At 76.6% G+C, this 19,788-nt stretch carries 23 protein-coding genes and 1 pseudogene; 12 read left to right on the plus strand and 12 right to left on the minus strand.

What is annotated here, in order from left to right; all coding sequences use genetic code 11:
* Positions 1 to 401 precede the first annotated feature (401 nt).
* The 5 genes and pseudogenes from ACI79L_RS14350 to ACI79L_RS14370 all read right to left on the minus strand — a co-directional run bounded on the left by ACI79L_RS14350 (position 402) and on the right by ACI79L_RS14370 (position 3,335).
* Positions 402 to 599: a DUF6186 family protein gene (locus ACI79L_RS14350; RefSeq protein ID WP_456937446.1), complete on the minus strand. Its 198-nt coding sequence runs from the start codon at positions 597 to 599 to the stop codon at positions 402 to 404.
* On the minus strand, positions 596 to 985 hold the full coding sequence (locus tag ACI79L_RS14355) for a hypothetical protein (protein WP_456937447.1): 390 nt from the start codon (positions 983 to 985) through the stop codon (positions 596 to 598). The genes ACI79L_RS14350 and ACI79L_RS14355 overlap by 4 nt, the downstream gene beginning before the upstream one ends.
* A 165-nt stretch (positions 986 to 1,150) precedes the next feature.
* A complete protein-coding gene (locus ACI79L_RS14360; protein WP_456937448.1) occupies positions 1,151 to 1,315 on the minus strand; it encodes a circularly permuted type 2 ATP-grasp protein in 165 nt (54 codons plus the stop codon).
* A 20-nt stretch (positions 1,316 to 1,335) separates the two neighbouring features.
* Positions 1,336 to 2,004 (minus strand): annotated as a pseudogene (locus ACI79L_RS14365) (circularly permuted type 2 ATP-grasp protein); the annotation flags it as partial.
* A gap of 389 nt (positions 2,005 to 2,393) precedes the next feature.
* Positions 2,394 to 3,335: a PAS domain S-box protein gene (locus ACI79L_RS14370; protein WP_456937449.1), complete on the minus strand. Its 942-nt coding sequence runs from the start codon at positions 3,333 to 3,335 to the stop codon at positions 2,394 to 2,396.
* 275 nt (positions 3,336 to 3,610) lie between these two features.
* On the opposite strand from ACI79L_RS14370, the gene ACI79L_RS14375 reads away from it, so the two are divergent.
* From ACI79L_RS14375 to ACI79L_RS14395, 5 genes are all read left to right on the plus strand, one after another.
* Positions 3,611 to 4,012 carry a nuclear transport factor 2 family protein gene (locus ACI79L_RS14375; protein WP_456937450.1) on the plus strand — a complete coding sequence of 134 codons (402 nt, stop codon included), beginning with the start codon at positions 3,611 to 3,613 and terminating at the stop codon, positions 4,010 to 4,012.
* A 13-nt stretch (positions 4,013 to 4,025) separates the two neighbouring features.
* A complete protein-coding gene (locus tag ACI79L_RS14380; protein ID WP_456937451.1) occupies positions 4,026 to 5,171 on the plus strand; it encodes an iron-containing alcohol dehydrogenase in 1,146 nt (381 codons plus the stop codon).
* Positions 5,172 to 5,274: 103 nt separating this feature from the next.
* Entirely contained in the window at positions 5,275 to 6,051 is a 777-nt protein-coding gene (locus ACI79L_RS14385; RefSeq protein ID WP_456937452.1) for a hypothetical protein, read from the plus strand.
* Complete coding sequence (locus ACI79L_RS14390) at positions 6,048 to 6,989, plus strand: NAD(P)H-binding protein (RefSeq protein ID WP_456937453.1); 942 nt, start codon at positions 6,048 to 6,050, stop codon at positions 6,987 to 6,989. The genes ACI79L_RS14385 and ACI79L_RS14390 overlap by 4 nt, the downstream gene beginning before the upstream one ends.
* On the plus strand, positions 6,986 to 7,750 hold the full coding sequence (locus ACI79L_RS14395; RefSeq protein ID WP_456937454.1) for a CPBP family intramembrane glutamic endopeptidase: 765 nt from the start codon (positions 6,986 to 6,988) through the stop codon (positions 7,748 to 7,750). The genes ACI79L_RS14390 and ACI79L_RS14395 overlap by 4 nt, the downstream gene beginning before the upstream one ends.
* 66 nt (positions 7,751 to 7,816) lie before the next feature.
* Here ACI79L_RS14395 and ACI79L_RS14400 read toward each other — a convergent pair whose 3' ends face one another.
* Together ACI79L_RS14400 and ACI79L_RS14405 are read right to left on the minus strand one after the other, a co-directional pair.
* On the minus strand, positions 7,817 to 7,960 hold the full coding sequence (locus tag ACI79L_RS14400) for a hypothetical protein (RefSeq protein WP_456929094.1): 144 nt from the start codon (positions 7,958 to 7,960) through the stop codon (positions 7,817 to 7,819).
* A 102-nt stretch (positions 7,961 to 8,062) separates the two neighbouring features.
* Positions 8,063 to 8,392: a hypothetical protein gene (locus ACI79L_RS14405; RefSeq protein WP_456937455.1), complete on the minus strand. Its 330-nt coding sequence runs from the start codon at positions 8,390 to 8,392 to the stop codon at positions 8,063 to 8,065.
* Positions 8,393 to 8,710: 318 nt separating this feature from the next.
* Between ACI79L_RS14405 and ACI79L_RS14410 the strand changes: the two genes are divergently transcribed.
* Positions 8,711 to 9,508 carry a hypothetical protein gene (locus tag ACI79L_RS14410; RefSeq protein WP_456937456.1) on the plus strand — a complete coding sequence of 266 codons (798 nt, stop codon included), beginning with the start codon at positions 8,711 to 8,713 and terminating at the stop codon, positions 9,506 to 9,508.
* Positions 9,509 to 9,554: 46 nt separating this feature from the next.
* On the opposite strand, the gene ACI79L_RS14415 is transcribed toward ACI79L_RS14410, so the two are convergent.
* The gene (locus ACI79L_RS14415) at positions 9,555 to 10,592 is read right to left on the minus strand and encodes an NAD(P)H-dependent flavin oxidoreductase (RefSeq protein WP_456937457.1); all 1,038 of its coding nucleotides are present in this window, start codon (positions 10,590 to 10,592) and stop codon (positions 9,555 to 9,557) included.
* 156 nt (positions 10,593 to 10,748) lie between these two features.
* On the opposite strand from ACI79L_RS14415, the gene ACI79L_RS14420 reads away from it, so the two are divergent.
* The 3 genes from ACI79L_RS14420 (at position 10,749) to ACI79L_RS14430 (ending at position 14,770) form a co-directional block, all read left to right on the plus strand.
* Entirely contained in the window at positions 10,749 to 12,146 is a 1,398-nt protein-coding gene (locus ACI79L_RS14420) for an FAD-binding oxidoreductase (protein ID WP_456937458.1), read from the plus strand.
* A 112-nt stretch (positions 12,147 to 12,258) separates the two neighbouring features.
* Entirely contained in the window at positions 12,259 to 13,422 is a 1,164-nt protein-coding gene (locus tag ACI79L_RS14425; protein ID WP_456937459.1) for an MFS transporter, read from the plus strand.
* A gap of 436 nt (positions 13,423 to 13,858) precedes the next feature.
* Entirely contained in the window at positions 13,859 to 14,770 is a 912-nt protein-coding gene (locus ACI79L_RS14430) for an NAD-dependent epimerase/dehydratase family protein (protein ID WP_456937460.1), read from the plus strand.
* Between the two features lie 3 nt (positions 14,771 to 14,773).
* Here ACI79L_RS14430 and ACI79L_RS14435 read toward each other — a convergent pair whose 3' ends face one another.
* Complete coding sequence (locus ACI79L_RS14435; RefSeq protein WP_456937461.1) at positions 14,774 to 15,571, minus strand: MerR family transcriptional regulator; 798 nt, start codon at positions 15,569 to 15,571, stop codon at positions 14,774 to 14,776.
* Between the two features lie 77 nt (positions 15,572 to 15,648).
* Between ACI79L_RS14435 and ACI79L_RS14440 the strand changes: the two genes are divergently transcribed.
* A complete protein-coding gene (locus ACI79L_RS14440) occupies positions 15,649 to 16,002 on the plus strand; it encodes a nuclear transport factor 2 family protein (RefSeq protein WP_456937462.1) in 354 nt (117 codons plus the stop codon).
* 17 nt (positions 16,003 to 16,019) lie between these two features.
* On the opposite strand, the gene ACI79L_RS14445 is transcribed toward ACI79L_RS14440, so the two are convergent.
* Positions 16,020 to 16,670, minus strand: a complete 651-nt coding sequence (locus ACI79L_RS14445) for a GntR family transcriptional regulator (RefSeq protein ID WP_456937463.1) — start codon at positions 16,668 to 16,670, stop codon at positions 16,020 to 16,022.
* 191 nt (positions 16,671 to 16,861) lie between these two features.
* On the opposite strand from ACI79L_RS14445, the gene ACI79L_RS14450 reads away from it, so the two are divergent.
* Positions 16,862 to 17,605 (plus strand): alpha/beta fold hydrolase, encoded by a 744-nt coding sequence (locus ACI79L_RS14450; RefSeq protein ID WP_456937464.1) that lies wholly within the window; start codon positions 16,862 to 16,864, stop codon positions 17,603 to 17,605.
* Between the two features lie 95 nt (positions 17,606 to 17,700).
* On the opposite strand, the gene ACI79L_RS14455 is transcribed toward ACI79L_RS14450, so the two are convergent.
* On the minus strand, positions 17,701 to 18,471 hold the full coding sequence (locus tag ACI79L_RS14455) for a transglycosylase domain-containing protein (RefSeq protein ID WP_456937465.1): 771 nt from the start codon (positions 18,469 to 18,471) through the stop codon (positions 17,701 to 17,703).
* Positions 18,472 to 19,017: 546 nt separating this feature from the next.
* A complete protein-coding gene (locus ACI79L_RS14460; protein WP_456937530.1) occupies positions 19,018 to 19,170 on the minus strand; it encodes a hypothetical protein in 153 nt (50 codons plus the stop codon).
* Here ACI79L_RS14460 and ACI79L_RS14465 point away from each other — a divergent pair.
* A complete protein-coding gene (locus ACI79L_RS14465; protein ID WP_456937529.1) occupies positions 19,150 to 19,767 on the plus strand; it encodes an NAD(P)-dependent oxidoreductase in 618 nt (205 codons plus the stop codon). The two genes, ACI79L_RS14460 and ACI79L_RS14465, sit on opposite strands and share 21 nt — an antisense overlap.
* Positions 19,768 to 19,788: the final 21 nt, after the last annotated feature.

The raw sequence follows: 19,788 nt of genomic DNA on the forward strand, positions 1-19,788 counted from the left end.
CCAGGCGCAGCGGCGGTGCGGCGGGGGCGGGGCCGTCGGCCGCCGCCGATCCTCCGGGGAGGAGGACGAGCGCGGGACGGGACGCGGTCGCCCGAGGTCCCCCGAGCCGGGCCCGGAGGGAGGCGTTCGGGTAGCCGGAGGGCAGCCGGTGGCACCGCTCGGGGGAGGGTGGTGGCGCCGGGGGAGTGCCGGGGTGCTGTGCCAGGTGGACGTAGCGGATGCCGTCCGCGGGGTCGTAGGTCCTCACCTCGTCCTCACCTCCTCCCGGATCCCGCCGACGCGGTGCCCGGGGTGTGCGGTGCTGACACCTGCGGTGTGATCCGGACAGGCACAGTGTCGTCCCGGGGTGTGACAGGACCGGACGTCGCTGCAACGGCTGCCCGGCCGCCCGGACGGCGCGGTCAGCGCGCCAGGAAGTGGACGCCGAGCCAGGCCCACGCCAGCAGCACCGTCAGCCGGCCGGGGGTGGTGCGCATCGCCGCACCGAGCGCCTGCGCCAGGGGAGCGGGGGAGCCCCTCCGGCGGGCGGAGGCCTCCAGGGACAGACCGGCGGCCAGGAGCAGCACGACCGCCGTGACGGATCCCGCGGTGCCGGTCACGACCGCTCCGGAGGGACCGCGGGCCGGGTCAGCAGCCAGGCACCGGCCGCCAGCCACCCCAGGGTCGCCGCCGCCCGTGCGGCCGGGTGCGCGAGCAGCGGGTCGGCGAGGTCGCTCAGGGCCGGCAGGTCGCCGTCGAGGAGGGCGGCCGCCTCCCACGCCAGGGCCGCGGCCAGCCAGGCGAGCCAGGGCAGGGCCCGGCGGCCGACCCGCGGGGCGGCCGCGCCGGCGCGCGCGGCCAGCCCGGCCGCCGTCGCCAGGAGGCCGGTGCCGCCGACGGCCAGCAGCGCGCCGGTGGACAGCTCCCCGGACACGGGAACGGCGGCGGTGCACCCGGCGGCCACGACCACGGCCGCGACCTGGCGGGTGCGGGAGGGGTATCCCACCGGTGCATGCTCGCCCATCCCGGCGCCGGGCAGCGCTCAGCCGACCACCCAGGTGTCCCTGGCGCCGCCGCCCTGCGAGGCGTTGACCACCAGCTCGCCCTCGGTCAGGGACACCCGGGTGAGGCCGCCCGGGAGCACGGTCGTCTCGTCGCCGGCGCAGAAGGTCTACGGCCGGTAGTCGGCGTGCCGCGGCACGAGCGCGCCGTCGACGACCGTGGGGTGGGTCGACAGCGCCACCGGCTCCTGGGCGATCCACTCCCCGGGGTCGGCCAGGACGGCGGCGCGGGCGTGCTCGAGCCGACCGGCGTCCGCGCGCGGGCCGATGACCACGGCGGGGGCACCAGGTTCCGCGCGGCCAGCGCGAAGGCCGGCAGCGACGGCGTGCGCACGTCGTCCTCCAGGACGACGAGCCGCCCGTCGGCGCCGCGGACCAGGTCGGGCCCGGCCATGCCGATCCAGCGCCGCGGCGGCGGCAGGCCCGGGGCCAGGTACCGGTTGCTGTCGAGCACCGCGGCCGGGACGACGCCGGCGCGCACCGCCTCGCGCGGACCGTGGGCGTCGGCGGCGAGGGCCTCCAGCGCGCGCAGCCGCTGGGTGGGGCCCGCGGACACCTCCTCCCCCTCGGACCGCTCGAGCACCCGCGGCACCGGGTCGACCGTGAAGAGGTGCGCCTCGCCGGCGGTTCGCCGCGAGGAGGTCACCGATGGCCTGACGCGGACCTCACGGCCCTGACCCACCTCGCCGGTCGGGCGGCCCCCGACGAGCTGCCCGGCCTCGGCGCCCGGCTGCGGCAGGCGCACGGGTACCTCGCTGCCGGCCGCCTGGAGGCGGGCACCGCGGACGACGCCCTCCCGGTGTGACGCGACGCCGGCCGATCGCGGGTTCGCGACGGTCGGTGGTGCCGTCCGGGGCGAGCGGGCGCCCTCGGGGCAGCGGGACGCCGGGCCCCGGGTCAGCCCGGCCAGGGTGGGTCGCGAGGGTCGGGGAGCCGAGCAGCTCGCAGGCGAGGCACCGGGCACCGGCGAGGACGGCCTCCCAGCGCAGGTGCAGCCGCTCGAGCTGCTGTGGGGGGAACGCGTCGCACAACGAGGCGCCGTCCCCGTCGACCAGGTGGAGGCGATCGCCCGGGAGCTCCGCCCGGATCGCCCGGGCCACCGGGAAGAGGGAGGGGTGGGGCCGGACGGCCGCGGCGACCTGCCGGTCGAGGAGGGCCGGGCTCGGGGTGGGGGTCAGCATCGCGCCATCCAGTCGACATCTGAACGACGTCGCCGTGGACCGGAGCGACCGGGCTCCGCCGGGGACCGGGGCGGAGGGCCACTGAGCGGCCGTCTCCGAGGCTAGCCACCCTCCCGGCGTCGTGCCACGCGACCGGCAGATGGCCGGGGGACGGGTCGGCGGACCGCCGGCGTCAGGGGGACAGCCCGAGCGTGACGACCGCGGCCGCGACGTCCTGCAGGGACGCGTTGTGGTCGCGGGCGTGCTTGCGCAGGACCGAGAACGCCTCCTCGACGGAGATCCTGCGCCGTTCCGCGAGCATGCCCTTGGCCTGCTCGATGACGACCCGGGAGGTCAGGGCGGTCTCCAGCTGCTCGTTGAGCTCGGCCAGCCGCTCCTGCGCCTGCCGCCGCTCGGTGACGTCCCGGATGTTGCAGATCCGGGCCCGGACCGCGGGGTCGTCGAGCAGGTCGGTCACGACCATCTCGACGTGCCGCCAGGAGCCGTCGGGGCAGCGGAGCCGGCACTCCAGCGTGCGGGGCTCCTCGTCCCGCTCCCGGGCGGGCGGCCGCACCGCGGCCGGCCGGTCGTCGGGGTGCACGAGGTCCCACAGGTGCATCCCGAGGACGCGGTCCTGGGGCCAGTCGAACAGCCGGGTGAAGGCCGGACTGGCGTACGAGACGGCACCGCTGCGGGACAGGACGAGGACCGCGTCGGACGAGCGGGCCAGCAGCGGGCGCAGGGCGTTGCCCACGTCCGTGGACACCCCCACGATCCCGACGAGGCGGCCGTCGTCGTCCCGCACGCCGACGTCGGTGACGAGCGCGGAGAGGGTCGAGCCGTCCTTGCGGACGACGGTGAAGCCGCCGGACCAGGGCCTGCCCTCGCGCAGGGACCGCATGATCTCCTGGCCCTGTTCCTGCCCGGACTCGGGAACCGTCACCTCCGCGATGTCGCGGCCCAGGATCTCCCGGGCGGTCCAGCCGTACAGCTGCTCGGCCGCGGGGTTCCAGTGGACGATGCGGCCGTCGAGGTCGGTGGCGATGACCGCGTGACCCAGGGCGCGCAGCAGGCGGTCGGCATCCGCCCAGTCGGTCGTCACCGCAGCGGCGGCGGAGTCCTCGTCGCGGGCCACACACCACCACCCGATCGGATCGGCGGGCCGGCTCTCCCGCCCGGGAGAATCGTGCTGCAGCCGTCCGTTCCCGGCAAACCGCCGATCCGTTCCGCGCGGCACCGCCGGCCGGCGCGGTGGCCGCCGCCTGCCGGGCCGCCGGCGTGCCGCGGGTGCCGCTGGCCGACCGGCACGGGCCGTCGCCCGCCACCCGGGGGCGGTGGCCGACTGGCTCGACCGGCACGGTCCCCGGCAGGCTCGGGAATACGGTCCGCTGACACGCCGAGGAGGCCCCCGTGATCGACGACGTCGTCGCCCGCTGGCACCGCTACATGGAGGACCATGCGCCGGGCGCCCTCGACGAACTCCTCGCCGACGACGTCGTCTTCTGGTCGCCGGTGGTGTTCACGCCGCAGGAGGGCCGGGCGATCACCACCCGCTACCTGGAGGCGGCGGCCGACGCGCTGGCCGGTGAGGGCCCCGGCGGCGCCTTCCGGTACACGAAGGAGGTCGTCGCGGGCGACACCGCGGTCCTCGAGTTCGAGACCACCGTGGCGGGCCGGTACGTCAACGGGGTGGACATCCTGCGCTGCGACGACGCCGGGCGGATCGTCGAGTTCCGCGTGATGATCCGCCCGCTGCAGGCGATCCAGGCCGTCCACGAGCAGATGGGCCGGCGTCTGGCCGCGGGCTCGTGACGGACGCCGGCCGGTGAGCGGCTTCGACCTCGCACTCCCGCGGCGGGTGCTGTTCGGCCCCGGGCGCGCGGGCGACCTCGCGGACGTGCTGCCCACCCTGGGACGGCGGGTGCTGCTCTGCACCGGGCGGGACCCCGCGCGCCACCGGTCGCTGCTCGGCGGGCTCGACCCGGTCACCGTCGTGCCGGTCCCGCACGAGCCGACGGTCGACGCGGTGCGCGCGGCGGCCCGGGCGGCGCGGGACGCCGGCGTCGACGTCGTCGTCGCGATCGGCGGCGGGAGCGTGCTGGACACCGGCAAGGCCGTCGCCGCCCTGCTCGGCAACGGCACCGACCCGCTCGACCACCTGGAGGTCGTCGGCCGCGGGCTGCCCGTGGAGCGGCCGGCCCTGCCCTCCGTCGCGGTCCCCACGACCGCGGGCACCGGTGCGGAGGTGACCGCCAACGCGGTGCTCGCCTCACCGGAGCACGGCGTCAAGGCGAGCATCCGCGGGCCGCACCTGCTCGCGACCGTCGCACTCGTCGACCCGCTGCTCACGCTGACCTGCCCGCCGGCGGTCACCGCCAGCAGCGGGCTCGACGCGCTCACCCAGTGCCTGGAGCCCTACGTCTCGCCGCAGGCCACCCCGGTGACCGACGCCGTCGCGGCCGCCGGGCTGCAGCGCGGTGCGCGGGCGCTGCGGACCGCCTACGAGGACGGCGGGGACCGGGCGGCCCGCGAGGAGATGGCGCTGTGCAGCCTGTTCGGCGGCATCGCGCTGGCCAACGCCAAGCTGGGGGCGGTGCACGGCGTCGCCGGCGTCGTCGGCGGCCTGGTCTCCGCACCGCACGGCGCGGTGTGCGCCGCCCTGCTGGCACCGGTGGTCGAGGTGAACGTCCGGGCACTGCGGGAGCGCGCGTCGGACTCGCCCGCGGTGGGCCGCTACGCCGAGGTCGCCCGGCTGCTGACCGGGCGGGACGACGCGACCGTCGAGGACGCGGTGGCCTGGCTGCGCGAGACGGTGGCCGCGCTCGGCGTGCCGCCCCTCGGGGCGCTCGGCCTCCGCCCCGCCGACCACGCCGAGGTCGCCGCGAAGGCCGCGCGCTCCAGCAGCATGCGCGGCAACCCCGTGGTGCTCACCGACGACGAGATCGGCACGGTGCTGCGCGCGGCGTCGTGACACACCGCCCCGGCCCGGATCGTCCGCCCCGGATGAGGTGGCGGCGGGCCGGCCGCGCTGGGGTCGGCACCTCGTCACGGATCCGCACCCCGGAGGAGCGCGGATGTCCCTCCCCAGCACGGACGTCGGCCGGACGGGCCGCGCGGCGGCGCGGCGCCGCCGCCCCGTCGTCCGGATCGAGCTGCCCCCGCGCCCGCCCCACCGGACCCCCGCGAGGGCCGCGGCCGACCTGGTCCCGCAGGTCCTGGCGGTGCTCGGTGACCTGCCCCGGTTCGTCGTCACCCCGCTGCTGCGCCCCTGGCACCGCAGGTGGGGGGCCACCGCGGGGGAGGTCGCCGCGCCGATGCCCGGCGACGACCTGCTGCCCCGTGCCCGGTACCGGTGCACCCGGGCCGTCAGCGTCGCCGCGCCACCCGAGGCGGTGTGGCCCTGGCTGGTCCAGGTCGGCTACCGCCGCGGCGGCTGGTACGCCGACGACCTGCTCGACAACCTCGGGTGGCCGAGTGCCCGGGAGGTCCGCCCGGAGCTGCAGGACCTCCACGTGGGCCAGCACCTGGCCTGGGGGCCCCGCGCCTCGGAGCGGTCGTCGTTCCGGGTCGAGAGCTTCGAGGCCCCGGAGTGGCTCTTGTGGCGGTCGCCCAACCGGACGTGGGCGTGGCGGCTGGTTCCGCTGGCCGGCGGCCGGACCCGGCTGGTCAGCCGGATGCGCGTCGTGTACGAGTGGTCGCGCCCCGGGTGGGTCCTGGGCACGGTGCTGCTGTGCGAGGTCGCCGACTACCCGATGATGCGGCGGATGCTGCTCGGGATCCGGGACCGGGCCGAGACCGTCCGGCGGGACGGGTCGCACCGACCGCCCGCGCGGGTCACCCTGGACCGGTGAAGGTACTGGTCACCGGTGCGTCGGGGTTCGTGGGCGGCCGGCTGGCCACCGCGCTGGAACGGGAGGGCCACGACGTCCGGGCCATGACCCGCCGGCCCGAGCGGTACGAGGGCGCCGGCAGCCCGGTCGCCGGGGACGTCGGCGACGAGGCGTCGCTCGAGGCGGCGCTCGGGGGGTGCGAGGTCGCCTACTACCTCGTGCACTCCCTGGGCGACCCCGACTTCGAGCGCAAGGACGCCGAGGCGGCACGCGCCTTCGCCCGGGCCGCCGCCGCGGCGGGCGTCGGCCGCATCGTCTACCTCGGGGGTCTGGGCCGGGACGCCGACCGGCTGTCGCGGCACCTGCGCAGCCGGCGCGAGGTCGAGCGGCTGCTGGGCGGCACCGGCGTGCCGGTCACCGTGCTGCGCGCGGGCATCGTCGTCGGCCACGGCGGGGTGTCCTGGGAGATGACCCGCCAGCTCGTGGCCCACCTGCCCGCCATGGTCACCCCCCGGTGGGTCAGCACGCGGACCCAGCCGATCGCGGTCGCCGACGTCGTCCGGTACCTGGTCGGCGTCCTCGACGCGCCGGAGGCGGAGGGCCGGGTGTTCGAGGTCGGGGGCCCGGAGGTGCTCACCTACCTGCAGATGCTCACCCGCGTCGCCGACGTCCAGAACCGGCACCTGTTCGTCGTCCCCGTGCCGCTGCTCAGCCCGCAGCTGTCCTCGCGTTGGCTGGCCCTCGTCACCGACGTCGACGTCGCCACCGGCCGGTCGCTCATCGACTCGATGAGCAACGAGGTGGTCGTCACCGACGACGCCGTCCGCTCGGTCGTCCCCTTCGAGCCGATGGACTACGACCACATGGTGCTCACCGCCCTGGTCGAGCGGGCGCGCGAACGCCGGCGACAGGTCGGGGAGCGGCGCGGCGGATGGCTGAGCCGCGGAGCCCGGCGGTGACGCGCCGCCGGGCCGTCCGGGCCCTGGAGGCCGGGATCCGGCGGGTGGCCGGGCCGCTGCTGCGGCAGGTGCCGCGGGACCACCGGGAGACCGACGCCGCGTTCCGGCGTCGCCGGCGGGTCACCGGCGCGGTCGCGGTGGCCGGCGCATCACTGCTGGGGGTGTCGCTGTCCACGCCGCCGGGCTCCCCGCGGTTCTACGGGCTGACCCTCGGGGTCGCGGGCACCTGGGTGGCCGGGGGGCTGGCGTCCGGGCCGCTGCACCTGGGCCGGATGTTCGGGCCCGGGGACCGGCTGCAGCGGCCGCTGCTCACGCCGGTCGTCTCGGGGGTCGCCGCCTTCGGCGCGTTCTACGCCGCGGCGCTGGTCGCCCGGCGGATCCCGGTGCTGGAGCGGGCGATCGGCTCGGTGCTCCGCTACGCCGACCAGGGGTCGGCCCCGCTCGTGGCGACCACCACGCTGGCCAACGGCGTGGCGGAGGAGGTGTTCTTCCGCGGCGCGCTCTACGCGGCGGCCGGCGCCGAGCGCCCGGTGCTGGTCTCGACGGCGGTCTACGGCCTGGCCACCGTCGCCACCCGCAACCCGGCGCTCGTGCTGGCCAGCCTGCCGATGGGGCTGCTGTTCGGGATCCAGCGCAGGATCACCGGGGGGATCCAGGCGCCGGTGCTCACACACGTGGTGTGGTCCAGCCTGATGCTGCGCTGGCTCCCGCCGCTGTTCGCCGACCGCCTCGCGGCGGAGGAGCGGCCACCGTCGGCCTGACGGCGACCGCCCGGGACGCCGCGTGCCGGACGGGCCGGGACGCGGGCGCACCGCGGGCGGGGCCGGTCAGCTCTTGGTCCTCCGCGGGTGCATGAGCCGCTCCATCTGGGCGGCGGCCCGCTGCTTCTCCTTGCGCTCGCTGCGCTTGGCCTTCACGGCCTTGCCCGACTTCTTCGTGGAGTGGTCGTCGTGGGGCGACTTGTCGGCCATCGGAGTGCTCCCTCGTCGACGGCGGGACGACTCTCTCTACCGCCGGTCGCCCGGCCGCGCCAGGGAGTCCGGCGCGTCCGCTCGAGTCGTTCCCGGCAGGGCTCAGCGCGGCCAGCGCACCTCGATCCGGGTGACGGAGACCTCGACCCACGACCCGGTGGGGCGTGTGGACAGCGCCTCCCGGGCCGCCTGCTCGAGCACGTGGCGTGCCGCCTCGGCGGCCCGGGCGGTGACGGCCGCCGCGACCGCGAACGCCGAGGCGGTGACCAGTGACCCGGCGGTCGTGCCGCGGGTCAGCGCCGGGAGCAGGGACCGCACCGCGGCCGGCAGCGGGCTCCGCGGTGCACGGCGACGGGGCACGCGGCTGCCGTCCGCCCGGTAGATCTCGCTCGGCTCGATCGGCTGCTGCCCGTCCACGGCGTCCCCTCTCATCACCGGCGCCCCATCCTCCCACCGGGCGCTCCCCGCGACGAGCGGTCCCGTGCGGGGAGCGGACGCCACGGCCGCGGGGCGGTGCGCTGACCCTGCGGCGCTGCCGGGATCTCGCGGGGACGAGAGAGGTCCCGAACGCGGAGCGGGTCCCTACGCTGGTGTCGTGGGCAACATCGGCAAGGAAGTCCGCCGCATCGAGGTCCTGCCCGTGCCCGAGCCGCCCCTCGAACCGGCCGCACCGGAGCGACCCGAGCCGCCCCGGACCCCGTCGCCCGTGAAGTAGCGGCGGTGGATCCCTACGGTGGCTTCGAGCCACGTGTGGGACAGATCAGAGCGCTGCGCACCTTCCGGATCGGTCCGGACGGTGCCCTCTACCCGCTGTTCTCCGACGAGCCGTGGCACGACGGCGCCAACCAGGCGCGCTGCCTGAGCAGGGACCGCCCGCCGCACCCCAGCCCGGCCCCGGACTGCACGTGCGGCTTCTACGCCTTCGGCGCGGAGCAGTGGACCGGTGACCAGCCGCGCAGCCGCCACGTCCTCGCCGTGGTCGCCTGCTGGGGTCACGTCATCGCGGGGACCCGTGGTCTGCGGGCCGAGTACTGCCGGATCGAGGCCCTGTGGCTGTCGGGTGCCGTGCCCGGGGACCTCACCCAGCGGGTCCGGCGGAAGCACCCCTCCGTGGCGGTCTACGAGAACCGGTCCCGGATGGTCGCGGAGCACCCGCCCACCGAGCTGGACTGCTACGAGCGGCCGGGCCGGGGGAGTGGCCGCCCCGCCGGACGGCTGTGGTGGTCGGCGGCGATCGCGGCAGCCGTGCTGGGTGTCCTCCCGGCGGACTGGCTCGGGGGAGCCGACAGCGCCGCACTCCTGACGGTCGTCCTGGGCGCGGCCTTCGGGGTGGGCGCGCTGCCCCTCGCCCGGCACGGCGTCGACGTCGACGGGTCCGGCCGGCACCTGCTGTGCCTGGCGACCTCGATGTGGCTCTTCGCCTCCTTCCTGGGTCCTCTCGGCGCGGTGTTCGTGCGGCTGCCCCTGCTGCAGGCGGCGTCGATCGTCGGGCTGCAGCACGTGTGCCTGCTCGTCGAGGGCCGCCGCATACCGGCGCAGATCCCCTGACCGCACGACCGCCGGCCGGGTCGGCGCCGCGCCGTCGCGCCGCCCGTCACGCCTGCTGGTCGGCGGGCTCGCGCGCGGCGGGAGGCTCCGGGGTCCGCGGCCGCGGCGCCGGCCCGGCCGTGACCGCCCGTCCCGCCGCCCGCAGGGCCTCCTCGGCCTCGGCGACGAGGCGGGCGACCAGCTCCCGGGCCGGGACGACGTCGTGGACGAGCTGGACCGACTGCCCGGCGAACGGGAGCAGGTCGTGGCCGCCGCCGGCCCGCACGCGGGCGCGCAGCTCGTGCCCCACGCGCTCGGGGTCGACCGTCTCCGGCGCCCGCTGCAGGCGGGAGACCAGCTCGGTCCGCAGCGCCCGCGGCGCGTACGGCTCCCCGATCTGCGGGAGGGTGAACCGGGGCATCACCCGCTCGCTGTGCGGGACCTTGACCGCGTCGGTGGCGTCCGCGGCCACGATCCGGTCCTTCCACTCCTGGTCGACGCCCATCTCGGGGGTGGCGAGGAAGCGGGTGCCCAGGCTCGCGCCCTGAGCGCCGAGCGCGAGCGCGGCGGCCAGGCCCCGGCCGTCGGCGATGCCGCCGGCGGCGACCACCGGCACGTCCCCGGCCAGGTCGACGACGGCCGGCACGAGGACCAGGGTGCTGACCCAGCCGGCGTTGCCGCCGGCCTCCGTGCCCTGGGCGACCAGCACGTCGGCACCGGCCTCCAGCGCGGCCTCCGCGGCCCGCACGTCGCCGACCGCCTGGATCCAGCGGATCCCGGCGTCGTGCGCGCGGGCGACGAGTTCGGCGGGGACGCCCATGTGGAAGCTGATCGCCGCGGGCGCGAACTCGAGCGTGGCCGCGAAGGCCTCCGGGTCGAACGGCCGCCCGGTGTGGTTGACCGCGAAGGGGCGGTCGGTGCCCTCCCGCACCCGCTGCCACTGCGCGCGCAGCTCCGACGGCCGGCGCAGCGCCGTGCCGAGGCTGCCGAGGGCGCCGGCCCGGCAGGCCTCCACCGCCAGCGCCGTCTCGTCCCAGGGGCCGAACGGCGCGACCACCACCGGCACGGAGACGTCGAGCAGGTCGCACAACCGGGTCCGCAGCATCGCGAGCTCCAGGACGAGGACGGGACACGGAGTGTGGCCCCCGGCGGTCGACGGGGCCAGGGTGCCGTGCGCGCCGCGGGCCGAGGTGTCCCGGGTGCCCGGCAGAGGGGAACCTTGGTCCCTGTCGCGCGCCCCCGTCGTCCCGACACTGGTCCCATGACCACCACAGCAGCTCCGGTCAGCGACGGGGCCGTCGCCGGACTCCGAGCCGCGCTGCACGGCGACGTCGTCACCGCCGCAGACGCCGGGTACGACGAGCACCGGAAGCTCTGGAACGGGTCGATCGACGGACGTCCCGCCGTCATCGCCCGGTGCACGGGCGCGGACGACGTGCGGGCCGCCATCCGGTTCGGCCGCGAGCAGCAGCTGCCGATCGCCGTCCGGAGCGGGGGGCACAGCTTCCCGGGGCTGTCCACCTGCGACGGCGGCCTGGTGATCGACCTCCGGCGGATGAACGGCGTCCGGGTGGACCCGTCCTCACGGGTGGCGGCCGTGCAGGCCGGGGTGCTGCTGGGAGCGCTGGACGAGCGGACCCAGGAACACGGGCTGGTCGTGCCGGCCGGCATCGTCTCCCACACCGGCCTGGCCGGGCTGACCCTCGGGGGTGGCATCGGCTGGGTCATGCGCCGCTACGGCCTCACCGTCGACTCCCTGCTGTCGGCGGACCTGGTGACCGCCGACGGCGAGGTCGTCCGGGCCGGCGAGGACGAGAACGCGGAGCTCTTCTGGGGGCTGCGCGGCGGCGGCGGCAACTTCGGGGTGGTCACCGACTTCCGCTTCCGCCTGCACCCCCTGGGGCCGCAGGTGCTGGCCGGGGCGACCTTCTGGTCCATGGACGACGCGGAGCGGGTCCTGCGCTCCTACCGCGACTGGGCGGCCGAGGGTCCCGACGAGCTGATGACGATCGTCGTCCAGCGGCTCGCCCCGCCCCTGCCCGTGGTCCCGCCGGAGCTGGTCGGCCGGCCGGTGGTGGCGGTGGCCGCCTGCTACGCCGGCGACGTCGAGGAGGGGCAGCGGGTCCTGGCGCCGATGCGGGGTCTCGGGTCGCCGGTGCTGGACGTCGTGGCGCCCAAGCCGTTCGTGGCGCACCAGCAGATGTTCGACCCCTCGTTCCGGCCCGGCTGCTGGTACTCCGTCCGCTCCTGCGACGTCGCGGCGCTGAGCGACGACGTGATCGACGTCGTCGTCGAGCACGGCCGCCGGATCTCGTCGCCGCTGAGCAGCGTGGCCCTGTGGCAGATGGGCGGGGCGGTCGCCCGGGTCCCGGACGACGCCACCGCCTTCAACGGCCGGTCCGCCGGCTTCACCTTCAACATCAACGGGAACACGGCGGGTCCGGACGGGTTCGAGGAGCAACGCCAGTGGGCGCGTGACTACTGGACGGCCCTGGCCCCGTTCCACACCGGCGTCTACGTCAACTTCCTCATGGAGGAGGGGCAGGCCCGCGTGCGGCAGGCCTACGGGGAGGCCAAGCTCCGGCGACTGACCGCGCTGAAGCGGGCGTACGACCCGACGAACGTCTTCCGGCGCAACCAGAACATCGACCCGGGATGACGTGGCGCCCTGGCCGGTGACGCCACGGCCGACGGCCCCGCCGGGACGCCGACGAGCGTGGACGGTGATCAGGCGACGGCCGTCGGTGAGGCGCCTCGTATCCTCCGCCGGCATGCGGACCCCGGCGGCGGTCGACTCGGTCTGGAGCTGGGTGATGGTCGCCGCGGCGTTCGCCGCGATGTTCGCCTCGTTCGGGATCGCCTACTCCTTCGGCGCGTTCCTCGAGCCGATGGCGGAGGAGTTCGGTGCGGGTCGCGGCGCCACGTCGGTCTTCTTCGCCCTCACGTCGCTCACGTACTTCGGCCTGGGCGCCCTCAGCGGCGTCGCGGTGGACCGCTACGGCCCCCGGCGGGTGCTGCTCGTGGGTGGGATCGCGCTCGGCGCCGGGCTGGCGGCGACCTCGCGAGCCGGTGAGCTGTGGATCGGACTGGTGACCTACGGCCTGGGGGTCGGGATCGGGGTGGCCTGCGCCTACGTCCCGATGGTGGCCGTCGTCGGCGGGTGGTTCGAGCGGCGCCGGACGCTCGCCATCGGGGTGGCGGTCACCGGGATCGGCCTGGGCACCCTCACCGTCGCGCCGCTGGCCGCCGCGCTGATCGACGAGCTGGGGTGGCGGCGGACCCACCTCGTGCTCGGGGCGGTCGGCGCGGCGGTGCTCCTGGTCTGCGCCGCGGTCGTCGCCCGCCCTCCGGTACAGGCCGGGCCGGCGGCGCTGACGCTGGCGGAGGCGGTGCGGAACCGCGACTACCGGCGGCTGTACCTGGCGTCGGGCCTCCTGTCCGTCGCGCTGTTCGTCCCGTTCGTGCACCTGCCCGGCTCCGCCGAACAGGGCGGGGCCGACCCGGTGGCGGCCGCGGCGCTGGTCGGGGTGATCGGTGCCGCGAGCACCGCCGGCCGGCTGGTGCTCGGGGCGGTCGCCGCGCGGACCGGTGCGTTGCGCGCGTTCCGGTGGTGCTTCCTGACGATGGGCGCGAGCTTCGCGCTGTGGGGCCTCGCAGGCGGGTACGGCGTGCTCGTCGCCTTCGCCGTCGTGCTGGGGATCGGCTACGGCGGCTTCGTCGCCCTCGGGCCCGCGGTGGTCGCCGAGCGGTTCGGCACCACCCGCCTGGGTGGGCTGCTCGGGGTGCTCTACACGAGCGCCGGGATCGGGTCCGCCGTGGGAGCGCCGCTCGCCGGGGCGGCCGTCGACGCCTCCGGGTCCTACGCGCCGGCCATCGCCGGGTGCCTCGTCCTCGGGCTCGCCGCCTGGCTGACCACGCTCAGCGTGGCTCGCTGACGAGCACCGCGGCGCGCCGTCCGTGCCCGCCGGGGGCGGGAGAGCCCTACCGTCCGGCGCATGGCCCGGCGGTCGGCGCTCGTGACGGTCGCCTCGGCCCAGCGGGTCGCCCAGCTGGCCGGGCACGGGTCGCCCTGCGGCGGCGGCGGCACGTCGACGTGCCGTTCCTGACGGGCAGTCCCGACCACCTCGTCTGACGCTGGGCTACCTGAGCGAGCGGTGCAGCCGCGTCCGGGTGAGCCCGGACGGCGTCGACCGGGTCGAGACACCGATCGTCGTCGCCGGGTGGGGCTGTGCGGCGGCGATGGCCGTCCTCGCCCGAGGGTGACCGTCCCCGGGGACACGGCGTGGGCCGTGGCTCCTCTCCAGCCCGCGACGCCGCGACGACGTGCCGTGCGACGAGCGCCGTCGCCGGCTCGCTGACAGGGTGGGCGACATGGCCAGCGTCCCTCCCGTCGTCGTGGTGACCGGTGCGAACGGTCTGGTGGGCGCCGCGGTGTGCCGGGCGCTGGCCGAGCGGTCGGCGCAGGTGCGCGCCGTGGTCCGCCGCGCCGGCGGCGTGCCCCCGCTCGACGGCGTCACCGAGCACGTCGGCGACTTCGCCGACGAGTCCCTCGCCCGCGCGGTGACCCGGGGCGCCGACGCGGTCGTCACGACGGTCCACCCGATGGGCTCGCCGCGGGAGGTCCAGCACCGGGTGGGCGTCGAGGGCACGGCGGTCGTCGCCCGGGCCGCCCGCGACGCCGGCGTCGCCCGGCTGGTGCACGTCTCCACCGCCGGGGTGTACGACCGCTCGGCCGGCGTCGGGGACGTCGCCGAGGACGGTCCCCTCCTGCCCGAGGGCAGCGGCGACTACCCCGACACCAAGAACGCCGCCGACGCCGCGCTGGCGCGGGTCGGCGGGCTCACGACGGTGCTGGTCCGCCCGCCGGCGATCACCGGCGCCGGCGAGACCTCGGTGTGGAACACGCTGCGCCCGCAGGCGATCCGCGACGGCGGTGCGCCCCGGGCCAACCCGTCGCAGACCTGGCCCTGGGTGCACGTCGAGGACCTGGCGGCCTTCGTCGCGGACGTCGCCACGGGTGCCGTCGCGACGTCCGAGGACCCGGAGCGGGGCCCCGTGGCCGGCGGCACGACCCCGGTGATCGTCGCGGGCGAGCCCGCGACGTGGCGGGACTACCTCGGCACGGTGACCGACGCGCTGGGCGTCGCCCCCGAGTGGACCGACGAGCCGGTGTGGACCGGGCGGCTGCGCACCGACCGCGCGCGGCGGTGGGGCTGGGTGCCCCGGGTCGGCCTCGCGCAGGCCCTGGACGAGCTGCGGCGGGGCCTGACGCCGCACGCGTGACCCTCAGCGCGGGGCGACGCGGAAGACCGGCCAGCCGATCTCGGTCCGCCAGGCCGACGGGTCGGGGGTGTCGCGCGGGCCCGTCAGGTAGGTCTCCCGCACCGGTCCGGCCACCGCGAGCGCGTTGGCCACCACCCAGGCGCCCAGCTCGCCGTACGTGACGTCGATGTCGTGGTGCTCGCCGACGTGGGTCGCGACGGCCAGCTCGACGGCCGGCAGGGTCACCGGGTGCACGCGGCCGCTGCGCGCGGGCCGCGCCGTCGGCCGGTACACGAGCACGTGCCCGCGGCCGGCCTCGAACAGCGCGTTGTCGTAGAGCCCGCCCCGCGGCCCGGCCGGTTCGCCGACCACCGCGTCCAGCTCGGCCACGGCGCCCGAGTACCAGCCGAGGACGTCGGCGTGGTCGACGTCGTCCTCGACCGCGGCCACCGTCGCCGCCGGGACCGCCCGCAGCTCGACGTCGAGCAGTGGCGGCTCCGGCCGCAGCAGCCGACGCAGGGAGACCACCGCGGCGCGGGTGCGGTCGAGCTCCGCCTCGAGCCGCCGCAGGTGGTCGGCGACGAGGCCGGCGCGGGCGCGGGGGTCGGGGGAGCGCAGGATGCGCTGGACGTCGGGCAGGGGGACGTCGAGCTCGCGCAGCCGGTGGATGACCTGGGCGGTCGGGATCTGGTCGGCGCCGTAGTAGCGGTAGCCGGTCGCCTCGTCCACGGTCGCCGGCTCCAGCAGGCCCGCGTCGTGGTAGCGGCGCAGGGTGCGCACGCTGAGGTGGGTCAGCCGGGAGAACTCGCCGATGGCCAGCACCGGAGCACTGTGCACCCTCCCCCGGGGGAGGGTCCAGCCGTTGACCCTCCCGCCCCGGGAGCACCCACCCTCGGGGCATGACCACCCCGACCAGCAGCCGGCCCGACCAGCTCCCGGGCCCGATCCGCGGGTACCTCGCCGCGCACGCGGCCCGCGATGCGGACGCCGCGCTGCGCGCCTTCACCCCGACCGCCGTGGTCGTCGACGACGGCACGACCTACCGCGGGACCGGCGAGATCCGCCGCTTCCTGACGCGGGCCGGCGCCCGGTTCAGCTACACCACCACGCTCGTCGCCACGGAACGCCCCGACGACACGCACTGGGTCGCCGTCCACCGCCTGGAGGGCGACTTCCCCGGCGGCGTCGTCGACCTCCGCTACCGCTTCGCGATGGACGGCGACCTCGTCGCGGAGCTGGTCATCGCCCCCTGATGACCGCCGTCCGGCGGTCACGCCCCGGCGCTCGGCAGGCTGTGCCAGGTGTCGTAGGCGACGGCGGCCGCGCCCTCGACGTCCCCGGCGGCGCAGAGCCGGATCAGCTCGTCGTGCCGGGTGACCGAGGCCCGGCCGCGGAGGGAGCCGAACCGCAACCGCTCCGCCCGGCGCACCGTGGGCGTGAACTGCTCGAGGACGGTCGCGAGCGCCCGGTTGCCGGTGATGCGCACCAGCACGCCGTGCAGCTCGTCGTCGACCCGGAGGGCGGCCTCGACGTCGCCGGAGTCGACGGCGGCGGCGAACCGGCGGTTGGCGTCGCGCATGGCGGCGAGGTCCGCCCCGGTGAGGACGGGGACGGCCTCGCGGACCGCGAGCCCGTGCATCGCCGCCACGACGTCGCGGGCGTCCCGGACCGCGCGGACGTCGAGCGGGCTCACGACCGTCGACCGGCCCGGCTGGGCCAGCACCAGCCCGCTGTGCGCGAGGCGCAGCAGGGCCTCGCGGACCGGCGTCCGGCTGACGCCGAGCCAGGCGGCGAGCTCCAGGTCCCGGAGCTGCTCGCCGGGGGCGAACGTGCCGTCGACGATCGCGTCGCGCAGGCGGCGGTAGACGTCGTCCCGCAGCAGCCTGCGGCCGACGCCGGGGTCGGTCGGGGGGATCGGCACGGGCGGACTCCCTGACGAGCCGGGCGCACCGGCGGGGAGCGGGACGGAACGAGGAAGCGCGGAAGGGGACCATCCTCGCCTCCACCAGTGAATGCAATATATCGAATACCGGTGGCGTTGACGGGGACGCGCACGGGATGTGCGACCGGAGGGGCGACGACGGAGCGCCCGCTGACCGAGAGGAAGCAGCCATGACCAGCAGCACGCTCGACACCCGCGCCGTCACGCCCACGGTGGTGCTCGTCCACGGGGCCTTCGCCGACTCGTCGAGCTGGAACGGCGTGATCGCCGAGCTCCGGCGGGACGGCTATCCGGTGATCGGGGTGGCCAACCCGCTCCGCTCGCTGGCCGGGGACGCCGCGCTCCTGCGCGACGTCCTGGAGAGCGTGGACGGGCCGATCGTCCTCGCCGGCCACTCCTACGGCGGCAGCGTGATGAGCGAGGCGGCCGAGGGGCACCCGCGGGTGAGGGCGCTGGTGTTCGTCGCCAGCTTCCTGCTCGACGAGGGCGAGAGCACCGGCGACCTGGCCGGGAGGTTCCCGGGCAACGAACTCGGGACGGCGCTGCGCCCGGTGCCCGTCCGCGGTCCCGACGGGCAGACCGCCGACGACCTCTCCATCGAGCAGGACGAGTTCCACGCGGTCTTCGCCGCGGACGTGCCGGCGGACGTCGCCGGGCTGATGGCCGTCACGCAGCGGCCGATCATCGGGGACGCCCTGGCGGACAAGGCGACGAAGGCGGCCTGGAAGACCATCCCGTCCTGGACCCTCGTCACGCGCCAGGACCTGGCCGTCCCGGCCGAGGCCCAGCGGTTCATGGCCGAGCGGGCGGCGTCGCGCACCGTCGAGGTCGACGCCTCCCACGCCGTGACCGTCTCCCGGCCCGACGTCGTCGCGCGGTTGATCGACGAGGCCGCCCGCGCGACCGCCGCCTGATCCCACGTCGACCGTCGCCGGGCCCGTTCCGCCGTCCGGTCGGAACGGGCCCGGCACCGGTCCGGCCCCGGCGGGACCGCGTCCGGGAGGGCGGCCTACCGACTGCCTTCCGCGGCGATGAGCTCGGCGACGTCGTCGGGCATCTGCGAGCAGTCGTCGTCGGTGCCCGGCTGGTCCTGGGCGAGCCCCTCGACGCCGGCGTCCTCGACCGGCTGGAAGCCCTTCTCGGCGATGTGCCGCGGCACCCGGTTCTGCGCGTTCATGACGTGCGAGCGCGACAGCCAGCCGAGGCCGTCGTCCACGCCGAAGTCGAGCCCGCCGCCCGGGGCTCGCTGGACGTGTCCCGGAGACGGCAGGAGCCCGACCAGCTGGACGGCCTGGTCCACGGACAGCGTGGACGGCGGGGTGTCGAAGTAGTACCAGCTGGCCGAGCAGATGCCGTAGACCTGCGGTCCGAGCTGGGCGTAGTTGACGTACAGCTCGAGCATGCGGCGGTCGTCGAGCACCAGCGCCAGCTCCGTCGACAGGCCGGCCTCGACCGCCTTGCGCCAGGCGCTCATCTCCTGGTTCAGGAAGAGGTTCTTGGCCACCTGTTGCGGGATCGTCGACCCGGACGGGTCCTCCTCCCCGCGCAGGTGCGCCTCGGCGCGGCCGAACAGCTCGTCCCAGGTGAAGGCACCGTCGCGGTAGGGGAGCGGCTGGTCCTCGTGCGCGATGACGGCGGCGAGGAAGTTGCGCGACACGTGCTCGACCGGCACCGACTGCTGGACGGCCCCCTGGTCGTTGGCCAGCATGAACGCCGTCGTCGGCGGGTCGATCCAGCGGAGCGACAGCAGGACCAGCGCCTGGAGCAGGAAGGCGATCACCAGGATGCGGCCGGTGCGGCGGCGCAGGCGACGACGCCGTTCGCGCTTCGGGTCGTCCTGGGGTGGGACCTCGTCCCCGCGCGGCCGGGTGCCCGGACGACGGCGCCGGTCCGGAGGCGTGGTCCCCGGACCGGGCGGCGGTGGCGGCGGCCATGATCGGGACCGGGGAGGCGGCGCGCCCCACGGGTCGGACGGCGGAGGTCCCGGCGAGGGACCGCCGTACTGCGCAGGCCGGCCGTGGTCGGCCACCGGCCGCGGCGTGCGCCGGGTGGGCACCCGGTCCGTCCGCCGCTGCTCACCCGGCACGTCACCAGCCGAGCGGCGGCGCGGCGCGAAGGGCATGAGGTGTCGTCCTCCTGGGACCCGCTGACCGGGTCCCCAGAGTACCGGGGGATCAGCGGCGGGCCGGTCGTCCGACGGGTGAGCGCGCGCGGGCGCCCGTCAGCGGCAGCCTCGGTCGGGGTCGCCGTCCGCCTCCTGCGGTCGGGCACGTCGTCGGGCGGAGCAGGGCACCCGCCACCTGGGGGACGTGGGTGGACCTGCCTGTCAGGCGCTGCTGCGGGGCGAGGGACGACGTCCGGGGTGAGCGGCGGTGAGGTCTCGGACCAGGGCGCGGCAGAGCTCGTCGTCGATGGGCTCGAAGGACAGCATCTGCCGGAAGGCGAGGGGGCCCATCAGCTGGGAGATGGCCAGGTCCACGTCCAGGTCCTCGGCCAGCGTGCCGTCCTCGACACCGGTAACGAGGTCACCGTGGCCCGGCGGCCGGAGGCGGTGCCCGAGCGTCCGGGGCTGACCGTGGTCGCCGGTGATGCGACCGATGCCGTGGCGCTGACCGCGGGGCTCAAGGGGGCGGAGGCGGTGGTCACCGCGGTGGGCGTGTCCGGCCTGCTCGCCGCCCGCAAGGGGACCACCGTCTACTCCGGGGGTGCCCGTGCGCTGCTCGAGGCCGTGGCCGGAGCCGAGGTGGACCGGGTGGTCGCGGTGACCAGCGGTGGCGTCGTCCCGCAGCCTGGCGACGGCTGGTTCTACCGCACCGTGCTCAAGCGCTTCTTCCTCGAGCCGCTCCACCGCGACGTGCGGGTGATGGAGCAGCTGCTGCGCGAGTCCTCCGTCGCCTGGACCGTCGTCCGGCCGTCGTTCCTCGTCGGTGACGCCCGGCGCACCGACTACCGGATCTCGGTCGACGAGCCGGTGCCCGACGACCGCACGCTGTCCCGGTGGAGCCTGGCGCACCTGTTGCTGGCCGAGGCCACGAGCCGCGAGCACGTCGGACGGATCGTCGCGGTGTCCTACTGAGCACCGCGCCGGTCGTGCGCA

The organism is Geodermatophilus sp. SYSU D00684 (assembly GCF_054050455.1).